This is a genomic window from Streptomyces sp. NPDC093984, from assembly GCF_044764595.1.
Classification (GTDB): domain Bacteria; phylum Actinomycetota; class Actinomycetes; order Streptomycetales; family Streptomycetaceae; genus Streptomyces; species Streptomyces cynarae.
The window spans coordinates 20,074-36,632 of the sequence record NZ_JBIWIM010000002.1 but is presented as its reverse complement, the minus strand read 5'-3'; the positions used below and the strand labels follow the sequence as shown (position 1 = coordinate 36,632).

At 70.5% G+C, this 16,559-nt stretch carries 14 protein-coding genes; 8 read left to right on the top strand and 6 right to left on the bottom strand.

Annotation, left to right across the window (positions count from 1 at the left end):
- The first annotated feature begins 10 nt into the window (after nucleotides 1-10).
- Nucleotides 11-1,318: a DUF2637 domain-containing protein gene (locus ACIRC0_RS07955; RefSeq protein ID WP_403614646.1), complete on the top strand. Its 1,308-nt coding sequence runs from the start codon at nucleotides 11-13 to the stop codon at nucleotides 1,316-1,318.
- A gap of 71 nt (nucleotides 1,319-1,389) precedes the next feature.
- Here the strand turns inward: ACIRC0_RS07955 and lysS are convergent, their stop codons facing one another.
- Entirely contained in the window at nucleotides 1,390-3,138 is a 1,749-nt protein-coding gene (lysS, locus tag ACIRC0_RS07950; protein ID WP_403612889.1) for a lysine--tRNA ligase, read from the bottom strand.
- 220 nt (nucleotides 3,139-3,358) lie between these two features.
- Between lysS and argS the strand changes: the two genes are divergently transcribed.
- Nucleotides 3,359-5,122 carry an arginine--tRNA ligase gene (argS, locus tag ACIRC0_RS07945; RefSeq protein ID WP_403612886.1) on the top strand — a complete coding sequence of 588 codons (1,764 nt, stop codon included), beginning with the start codon at nucleotides 3,359-3,361 and terminating at the stop codon, nucleotides 5,120-5,122.
- A 91-nt stretch (nucleotides 5,123-5,213) separates the two neighbouring features.
- On the opposite strand, the gene ACIRC0_RS07940 is transcribed toward argS, so the two are convergent.
- Nucleotides 5,214-5,669 (bottom strand): peptidoglycan-binding domain-containing protein, encoded by a 456-nt coding sequence (locus tag ACIRC0_RS07940; protein ID WP_403612883.1) that lies wholly within the window; start codon nucleotides 5,667-5,669, stop codon nucleotides 5,214-5,216.
- Nucleotides 5,670-6,002: 333 nt separating this feature from the next.
- Between ACIRC0_RS07940 and ACIRC0_RS07935 the strand changes: the two genes are divergently transcribed.
- Nucleotides 6,003-6,827, top strand: coding sequence for a peptidoglycan-binding protein (locus ACIRC0_RS07935; RefSeq protein ID WP_403612881.1), 825 nt, complete (start codon nucleotides 6,003-6,005; stop codon nucleotides 6,825-6,827).
- Complete coding sequence (locus ACIRC0_RS07930; protein WP_403612879.1) at nucleotides 6,824-7,816, top strand: DUF2690 domain-containing protein; 993 nt, start codon at nucleotides 6,824-6,826, stop codon at nucleotides 7,814-7,816. The genes ACIRC0_RS07935 and ACIRC0_RS07930 overlap by 4 nt, the downstream gene beginning before the upstream one ends.
- A 58-nt stretch (nucleotides 7,817-7,874) precedes the next feature.
- Here the strand turns inward: ACIRC0_RS07930 and ACIRC0_RS07925 are convergent, their stop codons facing one another.
- On the bottom strand, nucleotides 7,875-8,357 hold the full coding sequence (locus ACIRC0_RS07925; RefSeq protein ID WP_403612876.1) for an ATP-binding protein: 483 nt from the start codon (nucleotides 8,355-8,357) through the stop codon (nucleotides 7,875-7,877).
- A 113-nt stretch (nucleotides 8,358-8,470) separates the two neighbouring features.
- Between ACIRC0_RS07925 and ACIRC0_RS07920 the strand changes: the two genes are divergently transcribed.
- On the top strand, nucleotides 8,471-9,298 hold the full coding sequence (locus ACIRC0_RS07920; protein ID WP_403612874.1) for a Scr1 family TA system antitoxin-like transcriptional regulator: 828 nt from the start codon (nucleotides 8,471-8,473) through the stop codon (nucleotides 9,296-9,298).
- Nucleotides 9,295-9,492 (top strand): DUF397 domain-containing protein, encoded by a 198-nt coding sequence (locus ACIRC0_RS07915; RefSeq protein WP_403612872.1) that lies wholly within the window; start codon nucleotides 9,295-9,297, stop codon nucleotides 9,490-9,492. Before ACIRC0_RS07920 ends, ACIRC0_RS07915 begins: the two co-directional genes overlap by 4 nt.
- A 7-nt stretch (nucleotides 9,493-9,499) precedes the next feature.
- Here ACIRC0_RS07915 and ACIRC0_RS07910 read toward each other — a convergent pair whose 3' ends face one another.
- A complete protein-coding gene (locus tag ACIRC0_RS07910; protein WP_403612870.1) occupies nucleotides 9,500-10,705 on the bottom strand; it encodes a PLP-dependent aminotransferase family protein in 1,206 nt (401 codons plus the stop codon).
- A gap of 162 nt (nucleotides 10,706-10,867) precedes the next feature.
- Between ACIRC0_RS07910 and ACIRC0_RS07905 the strand changes: the two genes are divergently transcribed.
- Complete coding sequence (locus ACIRC0_RS07905; protein ID WP_403612868.1) at nucleotides 10,868-11,800, top strand: phosphotransferase family protein; 933 nt, start codon at nucleotides 10,868-10,870, stop codon at nucleotides 11,798-11,800.
- Between the two features lie 21 nt (nucleotides 11,801-11,821).
- Here ACIRC0_RS07905 and ACIRC0_RS07900 read toward each other — a convergent pair whose 3' ends face one another.
- On the bottom strand, nucleotides 11,822-12,727 hold the full coding sequence (locus ACIRC0_RS07900) for an SAM-dependent methyltransferase (RefSeq protein ID WP_403612865.1): 906 nt from the start codon (nucleotides 12,725-12,727) through the stop codon (nucleotides 11,822-11,824).
- A gap of 357 nt (nucleotides 12,728-13,084) precedes the next feature.
- Between ACIRC0_RS07900 and ACIRC0_RS07895 the strand changes: the two genes are divergently transcribed.
- Nucleotides 13,085-13,690 (top strand): DUF4232 domain-containing protein, encoded by a 606-nt coding sequence (locus ACIRC0_RS07895; RefSeq protein WP_403612862.1) that lies wholly within the window; start codon nucleotides 13,085-13,087, stop codon nucleotides 13,688-13,690.
- Between the two features lie 35 nt (nucleotides 13,691-13,725).
- Here ACIRC0_RS07895 and ACIRC0_RS07890 read toward each other — a convergent pair whose 3' ends face one another.
- The gene (locus ACIRC0_RS07890) at nucleotides 13,726-16,473 is read right to left on the bottom strand and encodes a hypothetical protein (protein ID WP_403612859.1); all 2,748 of its coding nucleotides are present in this window, start codon (nucleotides 16,471-16,473) and stop codon (nucleotides 13,726-13,728) included.
- Between the last annotated feature and the right edge of the window lie 86 nt (nucleotides 16,474-16,559).

Genomic DNA, 16,559 nt, shown 5'->3' with positions numbered 1-16,559 from the left:
GTTGACACGGATGCACCGGGTTCTCATCGGCGTGGTCGTCACCGGTGCTGTGATCATCGCCGGGATCGGCTTCGCGGGTTCGTACGCGGCCGTCCGTGCGCTGGCCATCAAGAAGGGCTTCGGGAACTTCAGTTATGTCTTCCCGGTCGGCATCGACGCGGGCATCTGTGTGCTGCTGGCCCTGGACCTGCTGCTGACCTGGATCCGCATCCCCTTCCCGCTGCTGCGTCAGACGGCGTGGCTGCTGACGGCGGCGACGATCGCGTTCAACGGCGCGGCGGCGTGGCCGGACCCGCTGGGTGTGGGCATGCACGCGGTGATCCCGGTGCTGTTCGTGGTCGCGGTGGAGGCGGCCCGGCATGCGATCGGCCGGATCGCGGACATCACGGCGGACAAGCACATGGAGGGCGTCCGTCTGACCCGCTGGCTGCTCTCGCCGGTTCCGACGTTTCTGCTGTGGCGGCGGATGAAGCTGTGGGAGCTGCGGTCGTACGACCAGGTGATCAAGCTGGAGCAGGAACGTCTCGTCTACCAGGCGCGCCTGCGCTCCCGCTTCGGCCGGGCATGGCGTCGTAAGGCCCCGGTGGAGTCGCTGATGCCACTGAGGCTGGCGCGCTACGGCGTCCCGCTGGCGGAGACGGCTCCGGCGGGCCTGGCGGCGGCGGGCATAGAACCGGCGCTGATACCCCCGGCACCGCGGCTGGAGGCGGCCGCGGGCAGTCGTGCGACCGGGGCGGCGCCCGTCCCGCAGCAGGCGGCCCCTCTCGGCGGGCAGCGCCCCGAACTCCAGGGCAACCAGAACGACGGACAGCCGGGATACGAGGAACCGGACGACCAGAGCCCCTGGTTCCAGGCCCAACGGCAGATCGACTACCACGGCGGCTACGACCCGACGTACGAGCCGGAACCGCCGTACGACGACTGGTACGAGGAGCAGCACTCGGAGCGGTTCGAGCAGACGGCGCCGCAGGGCTTCCAGCAGTCGGGCCCGCAGGGACCCCCGCAGGGCCTCCAGCAGCCCGTCCCGCAGGGACCCCCGCAGCCGTCCCCCGAGGACACCGGCAGTTTCCCCATCCCCGTCGGCCCGAACCGCACCCGGGAGCTCGGAGAGGGCGGCGGTACGCCCCAGCCGGACGAGGAGGCGTACTACCAGGTCTTCAAGCAGTCGATCAACGGCAGCTACCCGACGCCCCGTGAGTTCAGCGAGAACGTCGAGGCGGAGTTCAGCATCGGCCTCCCGCCGGAAGAGGCCAAGCGCATGGTCAACCGCTTCACGAACCGCTACAACGCGGAACTGGAAGAAGACCACATCGCCTAGATCCGTCCCGCACGGAAAGGCGCCCGGTGCCGAAGAGCACCGGGCGCCTTCTCTTTGTCCTGCTCCTTGTCCTACTCCCCGAGCAGGGCCCGCACCCGGTCCTGGCCCACCGCGAGCAGCAGCGTGGGCAGGCGCGGGCCGGTGTCGCGGCCGACGAGCAGGTGGTACAGGAGCGCGAAGAACGACCGCTGGGCCGTCTTGATCTCCGGCGGCAGCTCCTTGGGCGTGGCGTCCGCGGAGAATCCGGCCTGGACCTTGGGCACGCCGTACACGAGGTGGGTGAGCCCGTCCAGCGACCAGTGGTCCTCCAGACCGTCCAGCAGCAGCCGGATCGACTGCTGGGAGGGCTCGTCGAGGGACTTCAGCAGTTCGACGTCGGGCTCGTCGCGGACGATGGTGCGCTGGTCGGCGGGGACGTGGGTGTTGATCCACGCCTCGGCCTTGTCGTACCGCGGGCGGGCCTCGTCGAGCGAGCTCAGCGGGTTGGCCGGGTCGAGGTCGGACAGGATGCGCAGCGCCTGGTCCTGGTGCCCGGCGGTGATGTCGGCGACGGACGCGAGGGTGCGGTAGGGCAGCGGGCGGGGCGTCTTCGGCAGCTCACCGGCGGCGGTGCCGACCGCGCGGGTGTACGCGGCGACGTCGCCGGGCAGGGCGGAGCCGTCGGCGACCTTGCCCGCCAGCTTGTCCCACTCGTCGTAGAGGCGCTGGATCTCCTGGTCGAAGGCGATCTTGAAGGACTGGTTGGGCCTGCGGCGGGCGTAGAGCCAGCGCAGCAGCTGGGGCTCCATGATCTGGAGGGCGTCGGCCGGGGTGGGGACGCCACCGCGGGACGACGACATCTTCGCCATGCCGGAGATGCCGACGAAGGCGTACATGGGCCCGATGGGCTGCTTGCCGCCGAAGATCCCGACGATCTGCCCGCCGACCTGGTACGAGGAGCCCGGCGACGAGTGGTCGACGCCGCTCGGCTCGAAGATCACGCCCTCGTAGGCCCAGCGCATCGGCCAGTCGACCTTCCAGACCAGCTTGCCGCGGTTGAACTCGCTCAGCCGGACCGTCTCGGAGAAGCCGCACGCGGTGCAGGTGTACGTCATCTCGGTCGAGTCGTCGTCGTACGCGGTGACCGTGGTGAAGTCCTTGCCGCACTGACCGCAGTACGGCTTGTACGGGAAGTACCCGGCGGCGCCGGAGCTGCCGTCGTCCTCGGACGCGGCGCCCGAGCCCTCCTCGGCCTCCAGCTCGGCCTCGTCGACGGGCTTCTGCTGCTGCTTCTTGGTGGCGGGCTTGGGCTTGGTGCGGTACTGGGCGAGGACCGCGTCGATGTCGCCGCGGTGCTTCATGGCGTGCAGGATCTGCTCCCGGTACGCGCCCGAGGTGTACTGCGCGGTCTGGCTGATGCCGTCGAACTCCACGCCCAGCTCGGCGAGCGAGGCGATCATGGCGGCCTTGAAGTGCTCGGCCCAGTTCGGGTACGCCGAGCCCTCGGGGGCCGGGACGGAGGTCAGCGGCTTGCCGATGTGCTCCTTGAACGTGTCCTCGTCGACACCGGCGATGCCCTTGGGGACCTTGCGGTACCGGTCGTAGTCGTCCCAGGAGATCAGATGCCGCACCTCGTACCCGCGCCGGCGGATCTCGTCGGCGACCAGGTGCGGGGTCATCACCTCGCGCAGGTTCCCCAGGTGGATGGGGCCGGACGGAGACAGTCCGGACGCGACGACGACCGGTTTGCCCGGGGCCCGACGCTCCGACTCCTCGATGACCTCATCCGCGAAACGGGAGACCCAGTCGGTGGTCTCGGTGCTCTGAGCCACGATCGGCACGTCCTCTTTTTCTGAAGGTTCTCCACGAGCAGCCGGTACGGTCGCACGGCTGACCGCTCCATTGTCCCAGGCTGCGCCACATCCACGAAAACGCCTTTTCAACGCGTTGGACGGGTGAACGGGGTCCGCCGTTCACCGGGCGAGAGGAAAATTCGCTTTACCCCGCATGGGATACTGGGCGTGTCTATCCATCCCCACGAGGAGAACGGCACCCATTCCTATGGCCTCGGTCACGTCCCTCACGTCCGCCGTCCATCAGCGCCTCGCGTCCGCCCTCTCGGCTGCCCTGCCGGAGACCGCCGACGCGGACCCGCTGCTGCGACGCAGCGACCGGGCGGACTTCCAGGCCAACGGGATCCTGGCGCTGGCGAAGAAGGCGAAGGCGAACCCGAGGGAGTTGGCGACGCAGGTCGTCGGCCAGGTGGTCACCGGTGACGTGATCGGGAAGGTCGAGGTCTCCGGCCCCGGCTTCCTCAACATCACGGTCACGGACAAGGCGATCACCGAGAACCTCGCCGCCCGCGCCGCCGACGCCGAGGGCCGTCTCGGCGTGCCGTTCACCGAGCAGCCGGGCACCACGGTGATCGACTACGCCCAGCCGAACGTGGCGAAGGAGATGCACGTCGGCCACCTGCGGTCCGCGGTGATCGGCGACTCGGTCGTCAAGCTTCTCGAGTTCACCGGCGAGACGGTGATCCGCCGGCACCACATCGGCGACTGGGGCACCCAGTTCGGCATGCTCATCCAGTACCTGGACGAGCACCCGCACGAGCTGGACCACAAGGCCGCCGAGGTGACGGGCGAGGAGGCGATGTCGAACCTCGACCGCCTCTACAAGGCCGCGCGCAAGCTCTTCGACTCCGACGAGGAGTTCAAGACGCGGGCGCGGCGCCGGGTGGTCGACCTCCAGGCCGGCGATCCGCACACGCTCGCCATGTGGCAGAAGTTCGTCGACGAGTCGAAGATCTACTTCTTCTCGGTCTTCGAGAAGCTGGACATGGAGATCCGGGACCCGGACATCGTCGGCGAGTCCGGTTACAACGACATGCTGGCCGAGACCTGCCGCCTCCTGGAGGAGTCGGGCGTCGCCGTCCGCTCCGAAGGGGCGCTCTGCGTCTTCTTCGACGACATCAAGGGCCCCGACGGCAAGCCGGTCCCGCTGATCGTGCAGAAGTCGGACGGCGGCTACGGCTACGCGGCGACGGACCTGTCCGCGATCAGGGACCGTGTCTTCAACCTGAAGGCGAACTCGATCATCTACGTCGTGGACGCCCGCCAGTCGCTCCACTTCAAGATGGTCTTCGAGACGGCGCGGAGGGCCGGCTGGCTGAACGACGACGTGAAGGCGTACCAGCTCGCCTTCGGCACGGTCCTCGGCAAGGACGGCAAGCCGTTCAAGACCCGTGAGGGCGAGACGGTGCGGCTGGTGGACCTGCTGGACGAGGCGATCGACCGCGCCTCCGCCGTCGTACGGGAGAAGGCGCAGGACCTGTCCGAGGCGGAGATCGCCGAGCGGGGCGCCCAGGTGGGCATCGGCGCGGTGAAGTACGCGGACCTGTCGACGTCGGCGAACCGGGACTACAAGTTCGACCTGGACCAGATGGTCTCGCTCAACGGCGACACGTCGGTCTACCTCCAGTACGCGTACGCCCGTATCCAGTCGATCCTGCGCAAGGCCGGCGACGTACGGCCGTCCGCGCATCCGGAGCTGGCGCTGACGGACGCGGAGCGCGCGCTCGGCCTGCACGTGGACGCCTTCGCGGAGACGGTGGCGGAAGCGGCGGCGGAGTACGCCCCGCACAAGATGGCGGCGTACCTGTACCAGCTGGCGTCGTTGTACACGTCGTTCTACGACAAGTGCCCGGTGCTGAAGGCCCAGACGCCGGAGCAGGTGGAGAACCGCCTGTTCCTGTGCGACGTCACGGCCCGGACGCTGCACCAGGGGATGGCGCTGCTGGGCATCCGGACGCCCGAGCGGCTCTGAGCCCCACCCTGCCGGGGCCGCGGCCCGTCCTCTCCCCCGTGGGGAGGACGGGCCGCGGTGTCTTGGGAAGGGCGACTTACGCGGGCGGCCGTCAGGCGTAGTGGTTGGCGAACCACTTGAAGGCGGCCTTGGTGTCCTTCCCGGCGATTCCGTCGATCTTGCCCTTGTAGCCGCAGTACTTCTTCAGCATGCGCTGCAGCGCCTTCACCGTGTCGCTGCCGACGACGCCGTCGATCTTCTTGTTGTAGCCCCAGTACTTGTGGAGGTAGCGCTGCATGGCCTTCCAGCTGTCGGTGCCGAGCCGGCCGTCGATGGCCCCCTTGTAGCCCCAGTCGCGCTTCAGCACCCGCTGGATGCCCTTGGCCTCCTTGGTGTTCAGGCCGAGGTTGTTCACCGCCTGCACGGAGACGGCCTGGGCGCTCATCGCCGGCTTGGCGGCCGGCGCGGAGGCCGCGAAGCCGGCGGTCGCACCCGCGAGGCTCCCGGCGGCGATGCCGGCGACGGCGGTGGCGGCAACGAGGGTCCTCGCCATGAGGTTCGGTCGCATGTGTGTCCCTTTCGGGTGATCGGGCGGCGCCTGACATGGTGGGCGTCGCTGGCAACTCGAGAGTGCGGGGCGGGCGCCGAGCTCCGCCACGAGCGGCGCCGCAGTGACGACTTCGTGGGACGTCCCGGGCGCTGACCTGCGGGGACGCCTCTCGGCGGGACGCCTGGGCGGGACGCTTCGACGACACGCCGGCGGGGAGCGGGTGGGGCGGGCGGGTGGCCTATTCGGTGCCGGGGCGGGAACCGATAGGTGGGGTGCGCCGTGAAAGTTCATGCAGAATGCGGCGGAAACGGGGACCGACGACCAAGGTCCCGGGACGCGAGTAGGGGGATCATGTCGCGTTGGAAAGCGCTGCCCGCAGACCTGGATCCGCGTGTGCGGCAGTTGGTGGTGCGATTACGGCGGCTGAAGGACCACGGCGATCTGAGTATGCAGCGGCTGGCGGCGAAGACCGGCTACAGCCAGAAGTCGTGGGAGCGGTACCTCAACGGCAGGTCGCTGCCGCCCCGGGAGGCCGTGGAGGCACTGGCCCAGGTCGGCGGTGAGGATCCGACACGGCTGCTGGTGCTGCACGAACTGGCCGCGGAGGGCTGGGAGAAGCGGCGCCGGGTCCCGTCCGTGGCGGAGGCGGACGGGAAGGCCGCTCCGGGGGCGGCGGCAGAAGCGGAGGCGGACGAGGCGGGCCCGTCCCCGGCGGGCAGCAAGGTGGCGCGGCCACACGGACGTTCGTTGCGCATCGCGGTGGTGGCGGGGGCAGTCGCCCTGGTGCTGGCCGTCGTCTCCGCGGTCCTCCTGGCCGTGCGCCTCACGGACCACGGCACCGACAACCGGGCGGCGACGCCCCGGCCCGCCTCGTCCACCGGGTCCTTCCCGGCGTCGGGGTCGGCGCCGACGTACACCTGCCGCATCCAGCGGACCGACGGCCACTGGTACGCGGGCAACAGCCGTACGCAGGACGCGATCCTGGCGCAGGGCGTGGCGGGGCCGGACGTGGCCGAGGCGCAGTGTCTGCTGCGCCGGGCGGGCTTCTCCCCGGGCGGCATCGACGGTGTCTACGGACCGCTGACCGAGCGCGCGGTCAAGGACCTGCAGAAGCGGGCAGGACTGCCCCCGGACGGCATCGTCGGACCGCACACCTGGGGGGCGCTCCGCAAATGACCCGGCCGACGGGGACGCAGGGGACGACGTCCGCGGAGCGGGCGCGGTTGGCGGCCGAACTGCGCGAGCTGAAGGCACGCACCGGTCTGAGCCTGGCGCGCCTCGAGGAACGCACCCCGTACAGCAAGTCGTCCTGGGAGCGCTATCTCAACGGCAAGACACTGCCGCCGCGCCAGGCCGTGCTGGACCTGTGCCGCCTCGCCCGCGAACCCGCCGGTCGCTGTCTGGCCCTTTGGGAACTGGCGGAGTCGGAGACGAGCGGACGCGCACGGGCGGAGGAGCCGCCCCCGGCCCCGGCACAGCGTTCGGCCCCGCCTCCGGCTTCGTCCCCCTCCCCCGCCACGCACGGGGACGCGGCGGGGGCCACGGATACGGACGCGGCGAAGGACGCGGCGAACGCCACGGACACGGCGAACGCCACCGGCGTCTCCCCTGCCCCGGCCGAGGAAACCGGACACGTCGTCCGGAAGGGCGCGGCCGCCGCGCTGGTCGCCGCCGTATGCGCCCTCGCCACGGGGGCCGTCGCCCTGACCCTCTTCCTCCTGCCGCACCCGGGCGAGGCCCCGCGGTCGTTCCCGTCCCCGTCCCAACCCGTCCTCGCCCCGCTCTGCGGGGGCGCCACCTGCGAGGGCGGGGACCCGATGGCCCTGCACTGCGGGCCCCACCCGGCCACCCTGGCGTCGCACCACACCACCGCCGGCGTCGGTATGGAACTGCGCTACAGCACGGAGTGCGGCGCGAGTTGGGCCCGCGTGTGGGGCGCCCATGTCGGCGACCGGATCGAGGTGACCGCGGACGGCCGTAGTCACTCGGCCCGGGTCAAGGACGCCGACGAGACGAAGGACTACGTCTACACCCCCATGGCCGCCACCCGCCCCGGCACCGCCGTCCGGGCGTGCTTCCGACCGACGAGGGGCGGGCGACCGGAGTGCGTCGAGGGCCGCGCGACGGCCCCGCCGCCGGCCCCGGCGAGCCGATCCTCCGGATGAGGAGGTGGTGTGCCGGCTGAAGTGCGACACATCTGGGAAATGTGTCGCACCTGCCGATTCAACTGCCTGCCGGCAGCCGCTGTACACCACGGCCGGGTACGTGACGTTCGCGTGCGTCGCTGACATCGAGCCGAACATCACGAGGCCATACGAACTCGCACCACACCACCTTGCCGGGGTCCCGCTCCCCCACCCCCCACTTGTCCGAGAGCGCCGCCACCAGGAGCAGCCCCCGGCCGCCTTCGTCCGCCTCCAGTGGGATGCGCGGCTCACCGGGACCGCTGTCGTGCACCTCCACCCGCAGCACCGCGCCGTCGTACCGCAGGAACACCCGGAAGCAACGGCCCGGCGGTACGCCGTGCACCAGCGCGTTCGTCGCCAACTCGCTGACACACAACAGCACGTCGTCGCCCCGCTCGGCCTGCGCGAGCCCCCAGCCGGCCAGGACCTCGTACGCGAACTGCCGCGCGGCGGGGACGGACCGGCGCTCCCGCCGGAAGAACCTCTCGCGCAGGGACGGGAGTTGGATCATCTCGTTCACGGGACGAGTGTTGCGGAGAGTCACTACCGTGGATCACTGAGTGAACCCGTACGGAATTTCTGTACGGGTTCGTTCGAGGTCGCGCACGAGCACGGGTGGGGAGTGGGACCAGCATGACCTCCAGGAAGCCGCCACGGAAGAAGAACGTCTCGGCCATGAAGATGCTGGGCGTCCAACTCGGCACGGCCCGCCGCGCGGCGGGTTACACCCAAGGGTCCCTGGCCAGGGAGCTCATGGTCGACGAGGAGACCATCGCGTCGATCGAGCAGGGGCGACGGCCGCTGAAGCCGGATCTGGCCGAGACACTCGACCAACTTCTCGGTACGAAGGGGCTGTTGGCGGCCGGAGTGGCCAACCTTCCCGAGATCGACCAGTTCCCGATGTGGGCCGAGCTGTACGTCGAACACGAGCGGGAGGCCATTGCACTCTCGCTGTACGCCAATCAGGTTTTGCCCGGTCTCCTTCAGACGGAGGAGTATGCCCGTGCCGTACTGCGCGAGCGTGTTCCGGCATACAACGAGGACGAAATCGAGACCAGGACCGCTGCCCGCTTGGGTCGCCAGGACATCCTGCACCGCAAGGTCCCCCCGACGGTGAGCTTCGTGGTCTGGGAGCCGGTGCTGCACCTTGAGATCGGCGGCCCGAAAGCGCGAGTCGAGCAGTTGCGTCACCTGCGGGACTACGCCGATCTTCCGGGCCTGTCAGTGCAGTTTCTGCCACTTGCCAGCCCATCTCACGCCGGTCTCGACGGCCCGTTCGTGCTCCTGGAAACGCCAGACCACCAACACTTGGCCTACATCGAGGGTCAGCGGGGCAGCCAGTGGGTTTCCGACCCGGATGAGGTGTCCATCCTGTCGCGCAAGTATGCGATGCTGCGAGCACAGGCCCTGACTCCCCGGGAGTCAAAGCGGTTGCTGGACCGTCTGGTAGGAGACCGATGAACACCGCACTTCAGTGGTTCAAGTCGAGCTACAGCGGCAGCGAGGGCGGCGAATGCCTCGAAGTCGCCTTCACCACCCCCCAGTCCGACGACAACGCGGCGGTCCACATCCGCGACTCCAAGAACCCCACCGGCCCCACCCTCCAGGTGACCCCCGCCACCTGGGCCGCCTTCGCCACCTACGCGGCCCGCTAGGCGACCCTCAGCTGAGCCCCTTCCCCAGCCTCCGCAGCCCCTCCTCGATCTCCCCCGGCGTGTGCGTGACGAAGCACAGCCGCAGGGTCGACCGGTCCGGCGCGTCGGCGTAGAACGGCGCGCCCGGGACGTACGCCACGTCCTGCTCCACCACCCGCGGCAGCAGCGCCGTGGTGTCGTACCCCTCGGGGAGTCGCGCCCAGAGGAACATGCCGCCCTGGGGGCGGTTCCAGACGGAGCCCTCGGGCAGGGCCTCCGCGAGGCCGGCGAGCATCGCGTCGCGGCGTTCGCGGTACGCCGCGGCGACCCGGGCGACGTGCGCGTCGAGGTCGCGGTCCGCCAGGTACCGTGCGGCGGCGAGCTGGTTGACGGACGGCGTGTGCAGGTCGGCCGCCTGCTTGGCGACCGCACAGGCCCGCCGCAGCGCCGCCGGCGCCCGCAGCCAGCCGAGGCGCAGGCCGGGGGCCATCACCTTGGAGAACGAGCCGAGGAGCACCGCCCGGTCGTGGGCGTCCTCGTACGAGGCGATCCACGGGACGCGCTCGCCCTCGAAGCGGAGCTCCCCGTACGGGTCGTCCTCGACGATCCACAGGCCGTGCCGGGCGGCGACGCCGGCGATCGCGGCGCGGCGGTCGGCGGGCAGGGTGCGGCCGGTGGGGTTCTGGAAGGTGGGGACGCTGTAGAGCAGCTTGGGGCGCTCCCGCACCACCAGCTCCTCCAGCGCGCCGGGGTCGATACCGTCCTCGTCGCAGGGGACGGCGACGACCCTGGCGCCCGCGAAGCCGAAGGCCTGGAGGGCGGCGAGGTAGCAGGGGTTCTCCACGAGAACCGTGTCGCCGGGCTCCAGCAGGGCGGTGGCGAGCAGGGAGAGGGCCTGCTGGGAGCCGGTGGTGACGAGCAGGTCGTCGGGGCCGGTGGCGAGGCCGCGGGCGGTGGTGCGGCCGGCGAGCGCGGCGCGCAGAGCCGGTTCACCCTCGGTCGTCGAGTACTGCAACGCCCGCTGCGGGACCTCCGTCAGCACGGCCTGGAACGCGGCGGCGACGCCCTCGCTGTCGAAGAGTCCGGGGGCGGGCAGGCCGCCCGCGAAGTTGACGACTTCGGGACGCGCGGTGACGGCGAGGATGTCCCGAACGGGGGAACCGCCGACCGAGGCGACCCGGGCGGCGAACGCGGGCTGTGGCGGACCGCTGGGCGTGCTGTCGCTGAAGGTCACGGGGGCGGCTCCTCATATGTACAGGTGTTCATCAGACGTAACGCGTCATAGGGAACACCACTCGAAAACACCTCGTTCATGCACCTTAGGGAAATCGCTGTCCCCTACAACAGTCTCGTTTCGCCATGCGGACGACGGTCCGTGGGCCCTAGCATGCGGCGCATGCTGCCGAGCGTCGACACGAACGACGAGTTGAAAGCCATGGTCTCGGACGAGGGGGTGTTACGCCCGGCCGTGCTTCATCTGCTCGACCAGATGGGCCTCGTGGGGCTGGCGGTGCGCCGCTTCCCGGACGGCACCCTGCCCGTGTACGCCGTCGGGGGCGACCTGGTGCTGAAGCTGTATCCGCGGTTCGAGGCGCGGGAGGCTGTGCGTGAGGCACGGGTGTTGCACCATCTGTGGGGCCAACTCAAGCTTCCGACCCCACGGTTGATCGGCACCGAGGAGTTCGTGAACGGCTGGCGGTGGGTGCTGATGTCCCGGCTGCCCGGCTGGACCCTCAACGACGTCTGGCACCGGCTCACCGCCGCGGAACAGGACCGTATCGTCACGGAGTCGGCCGAGGCGCTGGCCTCGCTGCACGCGATGTTCTGGAACCCGCTCACGGACATCGTCGGGCCGCCGGACTGGACGGCGTTCCTGCGCAGCCAGCGCGCCGGGGCGGTCGAGTGGCACCGTCACTCCGGGGTGACCGAGCCCTGGCTGAGCCGGATCCCCGGCTTCCTGGACTCCGTGCCGCTGCCCGTGTCCACCGAACGCGTGCTGCTGCACACCGAGTTCATGAGCGAGCACCTGACCATCGACATGCGCGGCGGGCGCGTGCTGACCGGCATGTTCGACTTCGAGCCGGCGATGATCGGTGACCCGGCGTACGACTTCGTCAGCGTCGGCCTGTTCATCACCCGTGCCGACCCGCGCCAGCTCCGCCGTTTCTACGAGGCCTACGGACGCGCCCCGTACGACCCGGACCAGCTGATGGCGTACACGCTGCTGCACGTCTACAGCGATCTGCCCTTCTACCTCCACGAGCTGCCCCATCCGGCCGAACCACGTTTCGACGCACTCGCCGAGCTGTGGTTCGGCACAGACGGCTGACACCGGGGAACGCTCCCGGCGTCAGGCCTTTCGGCCGGTGGCCGCGTACACGTTGATGTCGGCGTCGGTGACGTCGTTGATGTCGCGGTAGCGGACCTTCTCGATGTCGTCGAGGGTGGCGAGGTAGGCGGGGTCCACGGCCTCGGGGACGGGTGCCGCGCCGTCCTGGTGCCAGTGGTGGACCGGGACGACGCCCGGCTCGTCCAGCGTGAGGCCCGGGGTGTCGGTGAAGAACCGGGCGACCTCGTCCTTGGAGCGCAGCACGAAGGTGAAGCCGCGCTCGGTGTAGGTGCGCTGGACGGCGCGGATGTTCTCCGGGTTGAGGTCCTCGGTGAGGTGGCTGAGCACCAGCCTGCTCCCGGAGGGCAGCTCGTCCATCAGCTCGCGCACGATCGGGTACGCCTCCTCGTCCTCGACGAAGTGCAGGATCGCCACGAGCACGAGGGCGACCGGCTGGTCGAGGTCGAGGGTCTTCGCGGCCTGTTCGAGGATTTGGTCGGGGCTCTTGAGGTCGGCGTCTATGTAGTCGGTGCGGCCCTCGGGTCCGCTGGTGAGCAGGGCGCGGGCGTGCGCCAGGACGACCGGGTCGTTGTCGACGTAGACGACCCGGGAGTCGGGGTTGATGCGCTGGGCGATCTGGTGGACGTTGTCGGCGGTCGGCAGGCCGGTGCCGATGTCGAGGAACTGCCGGATGCCGTCCTCCTTCGCCAGCCGGTTCACGGCGCGGCGCAGGAAGTCGCGGTTGTGCCGCACGTCGAGGTAGCCGCGCGGGTTGGCGGCGAGCGCCGCGGCGGCGGCCGCGCGGTCCACCGGGTAGTTGTCCTTGCCGCCGAGGAAGACGTCGTAGACGCGGGCCGGATGGGCCTTGGTGGTGTCGATCCGCTTGCGCAGCTCGGCCGGGTCATGGCTGAGGGCATCGTCGGACATGGCGTCTCCCTGGTGTCGGCGTAAGGAGTCGGTCGTTCCATCGGTCGATCGGTCGATCGGCCGTTCCCCCGGTTGTTCGTCAAGCGACCGATGTGATGGTCAACAACGTAACTCCTGAGGCCAGTTGGAAGTGCCCGGTCCGCTTCCGGCGGAGGCTCGCCGTCCCGGATTTCCCTCCCGCGGGACGGCGTTTACGCAGGTCGGGAAGCGTCCCCTCGGCTCGGCGTCCCGAATTCGGCGGCGACTGTGGCGGGCGTGCGAACCACCGGTCAAGCTGGGCCGTCGAGGCCTCCGCTCCCGCCGACCGGTCGAGTGGAGGTGTCACCCCCCAGCTCGCACGTCCGAAGGGCCCCGACCATGTCCTTTGCTCGTACCGCCCGTCACACCCGTGCCGCCGGTCCCACCAGAGCCGTCCGCCCCCGGCTGCTCGCCGCCGTCACGGTCGCGCTCGCCGCGCTCGCGCTGTCGGCGTGCGAGAACGGCGAGGGCGTACGGGACGAGGGCCCCTCCTCGCTGCCCGGCTCGTCCGTCCGGGACACCGGGCGCCCGGGCAGGGCGGTCCCCTGCTCGGGCAGGCACATGCGGGCGACGGTGACGCCGGTGAGCGAGCCGGTGAACCACCTGCTGCTGACGGTGACGAACACGGGCGCCGTCAACTGCTCCCTCAACGGCTACCCGAAGGCCCGCTTCGGCGATTCCGGCTCCCTCGCGCCGCCGGCCCGGGAGCCGAAACCCCATGGGTCCCGGATCACCCTCTCCCCCGGGGGGTCCGCCTACGCGGGCGTACTGCTGTCGGCGACGGACGGCACCGGCGGGCACGGCCGCACCGTCACGTCCCTCACGATCACGCTCCCCACCGGCCCGGCCGCCAACCCGGCGCTCCCGCCCAAGGGCGTGTACGTCGACGACACGCTGCGGATCACGTGCTGGCTGCCGAACCGGAAGGCGGCGCTGACGTACTGAACCCCGCGCCCGCGAGGAGACGAGGGGCCGTACCGCTACCCGGCCTCCGAAGCCGGGCACCACGCCGCCCCCTCGTCGCTTCCCCGGTGTCCGCAGAACCCCATCTGCTGCGGCCGCTGGGCGCCTTCCACCCGCTGGACGGAGACGAGTTTGTCGACCGGGACCTGCCGGCCCACCGCACCTCCGAAATCGATGCGTCCGCTCTCCCCGTCGAGCGCGGCGGAGCCGTGGATGCCGCTCAAGGCGTACCAGACGGCGGCCGGGGTCAGCGGTGTGTCCGGGGCGGTGTCCTGGAGGCGGGAGATGGCCTTGAGGTAGAGGTTCGCCGCGTCGAAGGCGAGGGCCGCGTGTCCGTCCAGCGAGGTGTCCTGGACGTTCCGGCATTCGTCGGGGAACAGCTCCTGCAACGTGCTGTACAGGTCGCTGTGCCCGTTGCAGGAGCCCGAGCCGACGGTGAAGTCGAGGAACTCGTACGGGACCCGGGGGAAGGCCCTGCGCCGCTCCGGGTCGGCGCCGAGGCGGGCCACGTCGTCGCCGCCGAGGAACGTGGGCGGACTGGACCCGCAGGTGTCGTTGGTGGCGCTCAGGATCGTCTCGAAGTCCTCGGACCGGCCGGTGAAGAAGACCAGCCCGCGGTGACCGCAAGCCTGCTCGCCGATGGTGCGTGCGCCCGGCCCGGAGGAACCGTCGGCGGGCGCGGGCGAGGGGACGTAGCCCTGTTCGTCCACGTGGAACCCCGCGTGCCGGAAGGCCGCGACGGCGTCCGCCCGCAGGTTCGCGCTGTACTCGTCGGTCGGATCGAGGGAGTACACGACGCGTACCGCGCGCTCTTTCAGCTTCCCCGAGTCGGCGAGGTGGTCGGCGTAGGCGGCGGAGATCGCGGCCTCGCGCCGGTTCTGCGGCGAGACCTGGTAGTAGAGCGCCGAGTTCTCCGGGAGGGTGTCGGCGGACAGCGTGGTGGCGACCATGGGAAGGCCGACCCGGGTGAGTGCGCCGATGGTCGTGATCGTGGCCTTGCGGCTCTGGTCGAGGCCGGTGACGCCGACGATGGTCGGGTCGGTCCGCATCATCCGCTTGATCGTGCTCGCGACATCGGCCCCGAACCGCATGCCGGAACCGGCGGCGGACGGGAAGATCCGCAGGAGGGGCTCGTCCGGCCCCTGCTTGTCGAGCTGCCGCCGCTGCGCGCTCGCCGCGCCCTGCAACTGCTCGCGCGCGTACGACAGCGTGTTGGACGTCTCCCCCATGGGGGCGCTGAGCAGGGCGGACAGATGGACCAGGGTCACGAGCCGCCTGGAGGGGTCGGCGGCGTGCTTCCGCTCCGCCTCCTCGTTCTGCCGGGCGATGGTCCGCAGGGTCTGCTGCACCCGCGGGTCGGTGGAGCCGAAGGCGAATCCGTGCGGGGCGACGCCGATGCATTCGTCGGTCGACTCCCGCTGCAGGGTCCGCGCATCCGGGTCGGACCGGCTCAGTCCGCAGTGCTGCCGCCGCCACTCCCACTCGTTCGCGACGCCGTAGGCGATGCCGGTGGCGATCAGTGCGAAGGTGAGGACGAGGGACACGACCGTGGCCGTGCGTCCGGCCCAGACCGGCGGCGGGGGCACCTGAAGCCGGCGGGCCACGGACGTGCGCTCGTCCTGCGCGTCGCGGTCCGGATCGCCGACGGGAAGCGGCGCGGACACCCGCACGGGCAGGTACCAGAACTCCGCCTCCCGGCCGCCCGCTGCGTTCCTCAGCCGCTCGCACCAGGCCTCGTACGGGCCGAGTTCGTCCCTCAGGTCCCGGACCCGTACGGGTTCGACCGGTTTCTCCGGTCGGCTCGCCACGAGGAGCAGCGGGTCGAAGGCGCCGGTGTCATTGCGCACCTCGGCGAACAGCCGCACGATCTCCAGGCCGCCGTTGTCCTCGTTCACCCCCTTCAGGAACGCCACGCAGTACGCCGTGCGGCGATGCGCACGGCGCCGCCACGGCCGCCGCCGGTAGGCGTCCCGCAGGTCCTCCAGGAACGCGTTGATCATCAACTTGCTGATCTGCTCGGGGTCCTCGCGCCCCCATCGGGGCTGGGTGAGCCGTACGGCGAACCCTATGAAGGTCCCGGGATCGGCCGGAGCCATGTAGGGCTGGCGCAGCAGCCACCGGTACTCGCGACCCAGGCCGCGCCACACCCGGAACCAGATGATCGGCAGCAGGTGCAGTCCGAGCAGGTAAGCCCACCAGGGCACGTGCCCCTGCAAGGCGACCTCGGTGCTCGGACTGCGCATGAACCCGAACAGCCGTCTTCGCTCCAGCTCGCGGTCGCGCAGGCGCCTCAGCACGATGTGGCCGTGCTGGCTGTCGGGCTGCCGGACCGTGTCCGTCATCTCCAGCAGCCAATTGACGAGCCCCAGCCGCCGGAAGCGTACGCTCCTGTCGTGCCCGTAGCGCGCGGACGAGTACTCGTCGGCCATCTGGACGAGGATGCGCCGACACAGTTCGGCCCGCTGCCAGTCGGGGTCCAGGTGGTTCGCCGCCGAGGGGTCACCGCGCTCGGCGACGACCTCCTCCCACTTCCTGTCCAGGTCGACGAACTCCTGCGGGACGGATCGGGGCCGGGCCGCGCGCAACGCCCCCACGACCTGCTCGGCGAGACCGTCCTGGTGGTCGCCGAGCAGACCGAGTATGGGGATTCCGTCTCGCTCGGGCACCTCGCTCGGCACCTCGCCCTTGCCCGGCCTGCGCACGAGTCGGCCCAGGAGGGTGAAGAGCCGGTCGGCATGCGCGAAGACGGGTTCCACGGTCGCCACGGTTCCCCCGATTCCCTGGTGCGTTACCGGATTTGGCCCATCACACTAGCGATCGGGGAACGCGCTTTCCCGTGTGTCACCAACCC

Excerpts from the sequence above, each read along its gene's own strand:
- ACIRC0_RS07955 (WP_403614646.1), top strand. The coding sequence starts at position 11 with ATGCACCGGGTTCTCATCGGCGTGGTCGTCACCGGTGCTGTGATCATC.
- argS (WP_403612886.1), top strand. The coding sequence starts at position 3,359 with ATGGCCTCGGTCACGTCCCTCACGTCCGCCGTCCATCAGCGCCTCGCG.
- ACIRC0_RS07940 (WP_403612883.1), bottom strand. The coding sequence starts at position 5,669 with ATGCGACCGAACCTCATGGCGAGGACCCTCGTTGCCGCCACCGCCGTC.
- ACIRC0_RS07935 (WP_403612881.1), top strand. The coding sequence starts at position 6,003 with ATGTCGCGTTGGAAAGCGCTGCCCGCAGACCTGGATCCGCGTGTGCGG.
- ACIRC0_RS07930 (WP_403612879.1), top strand. The coding sequence starts at position 6,824 with ATGACCCGGCCGACGGGGACGCAGGGGACGACGTCCGCGGAGCGGGCG.
- ACIRC0_RS07920 (WP_403612874.1), top strand. The coding sequence starts at position 8,471 with ATGACCTCCAGGAAGCCGCCACGGAAGAAGAACGTCTCGGCCATGAAG.
- ACIRC0_RS07915 (WP_403612872.1), top strand. The coding sequence starts at position 9,295 with ATGAACACCGCACTTCAGTGGTTCAAGTCGAGCTACAGCGGCAGCGAG.
- ACIRC0_RS07905 (WP_403612868.1), top strand. The coding sequence starts at position 10,868 with ATGCTGCCGAGCGTCGACACGAACGACGAGTTGAAAGCCATGGTCTCG.
- ACIRC0_RS07900 (WP_403612865.1), bottom strand. The coding sequence starts at position 12,727 with ATGTCCGACGATGCCCTCAGCCATGACCCGGCCGAGCTGCGCAAGCGG.
- ACIRC0_RS07895 (WP_403612862.1), top strand. The coding sequence starts at position 13,085 with ATGTCCTTTGCTCGTACCGCCCGTCACACCCGTGCCGCCGGTCCCACC.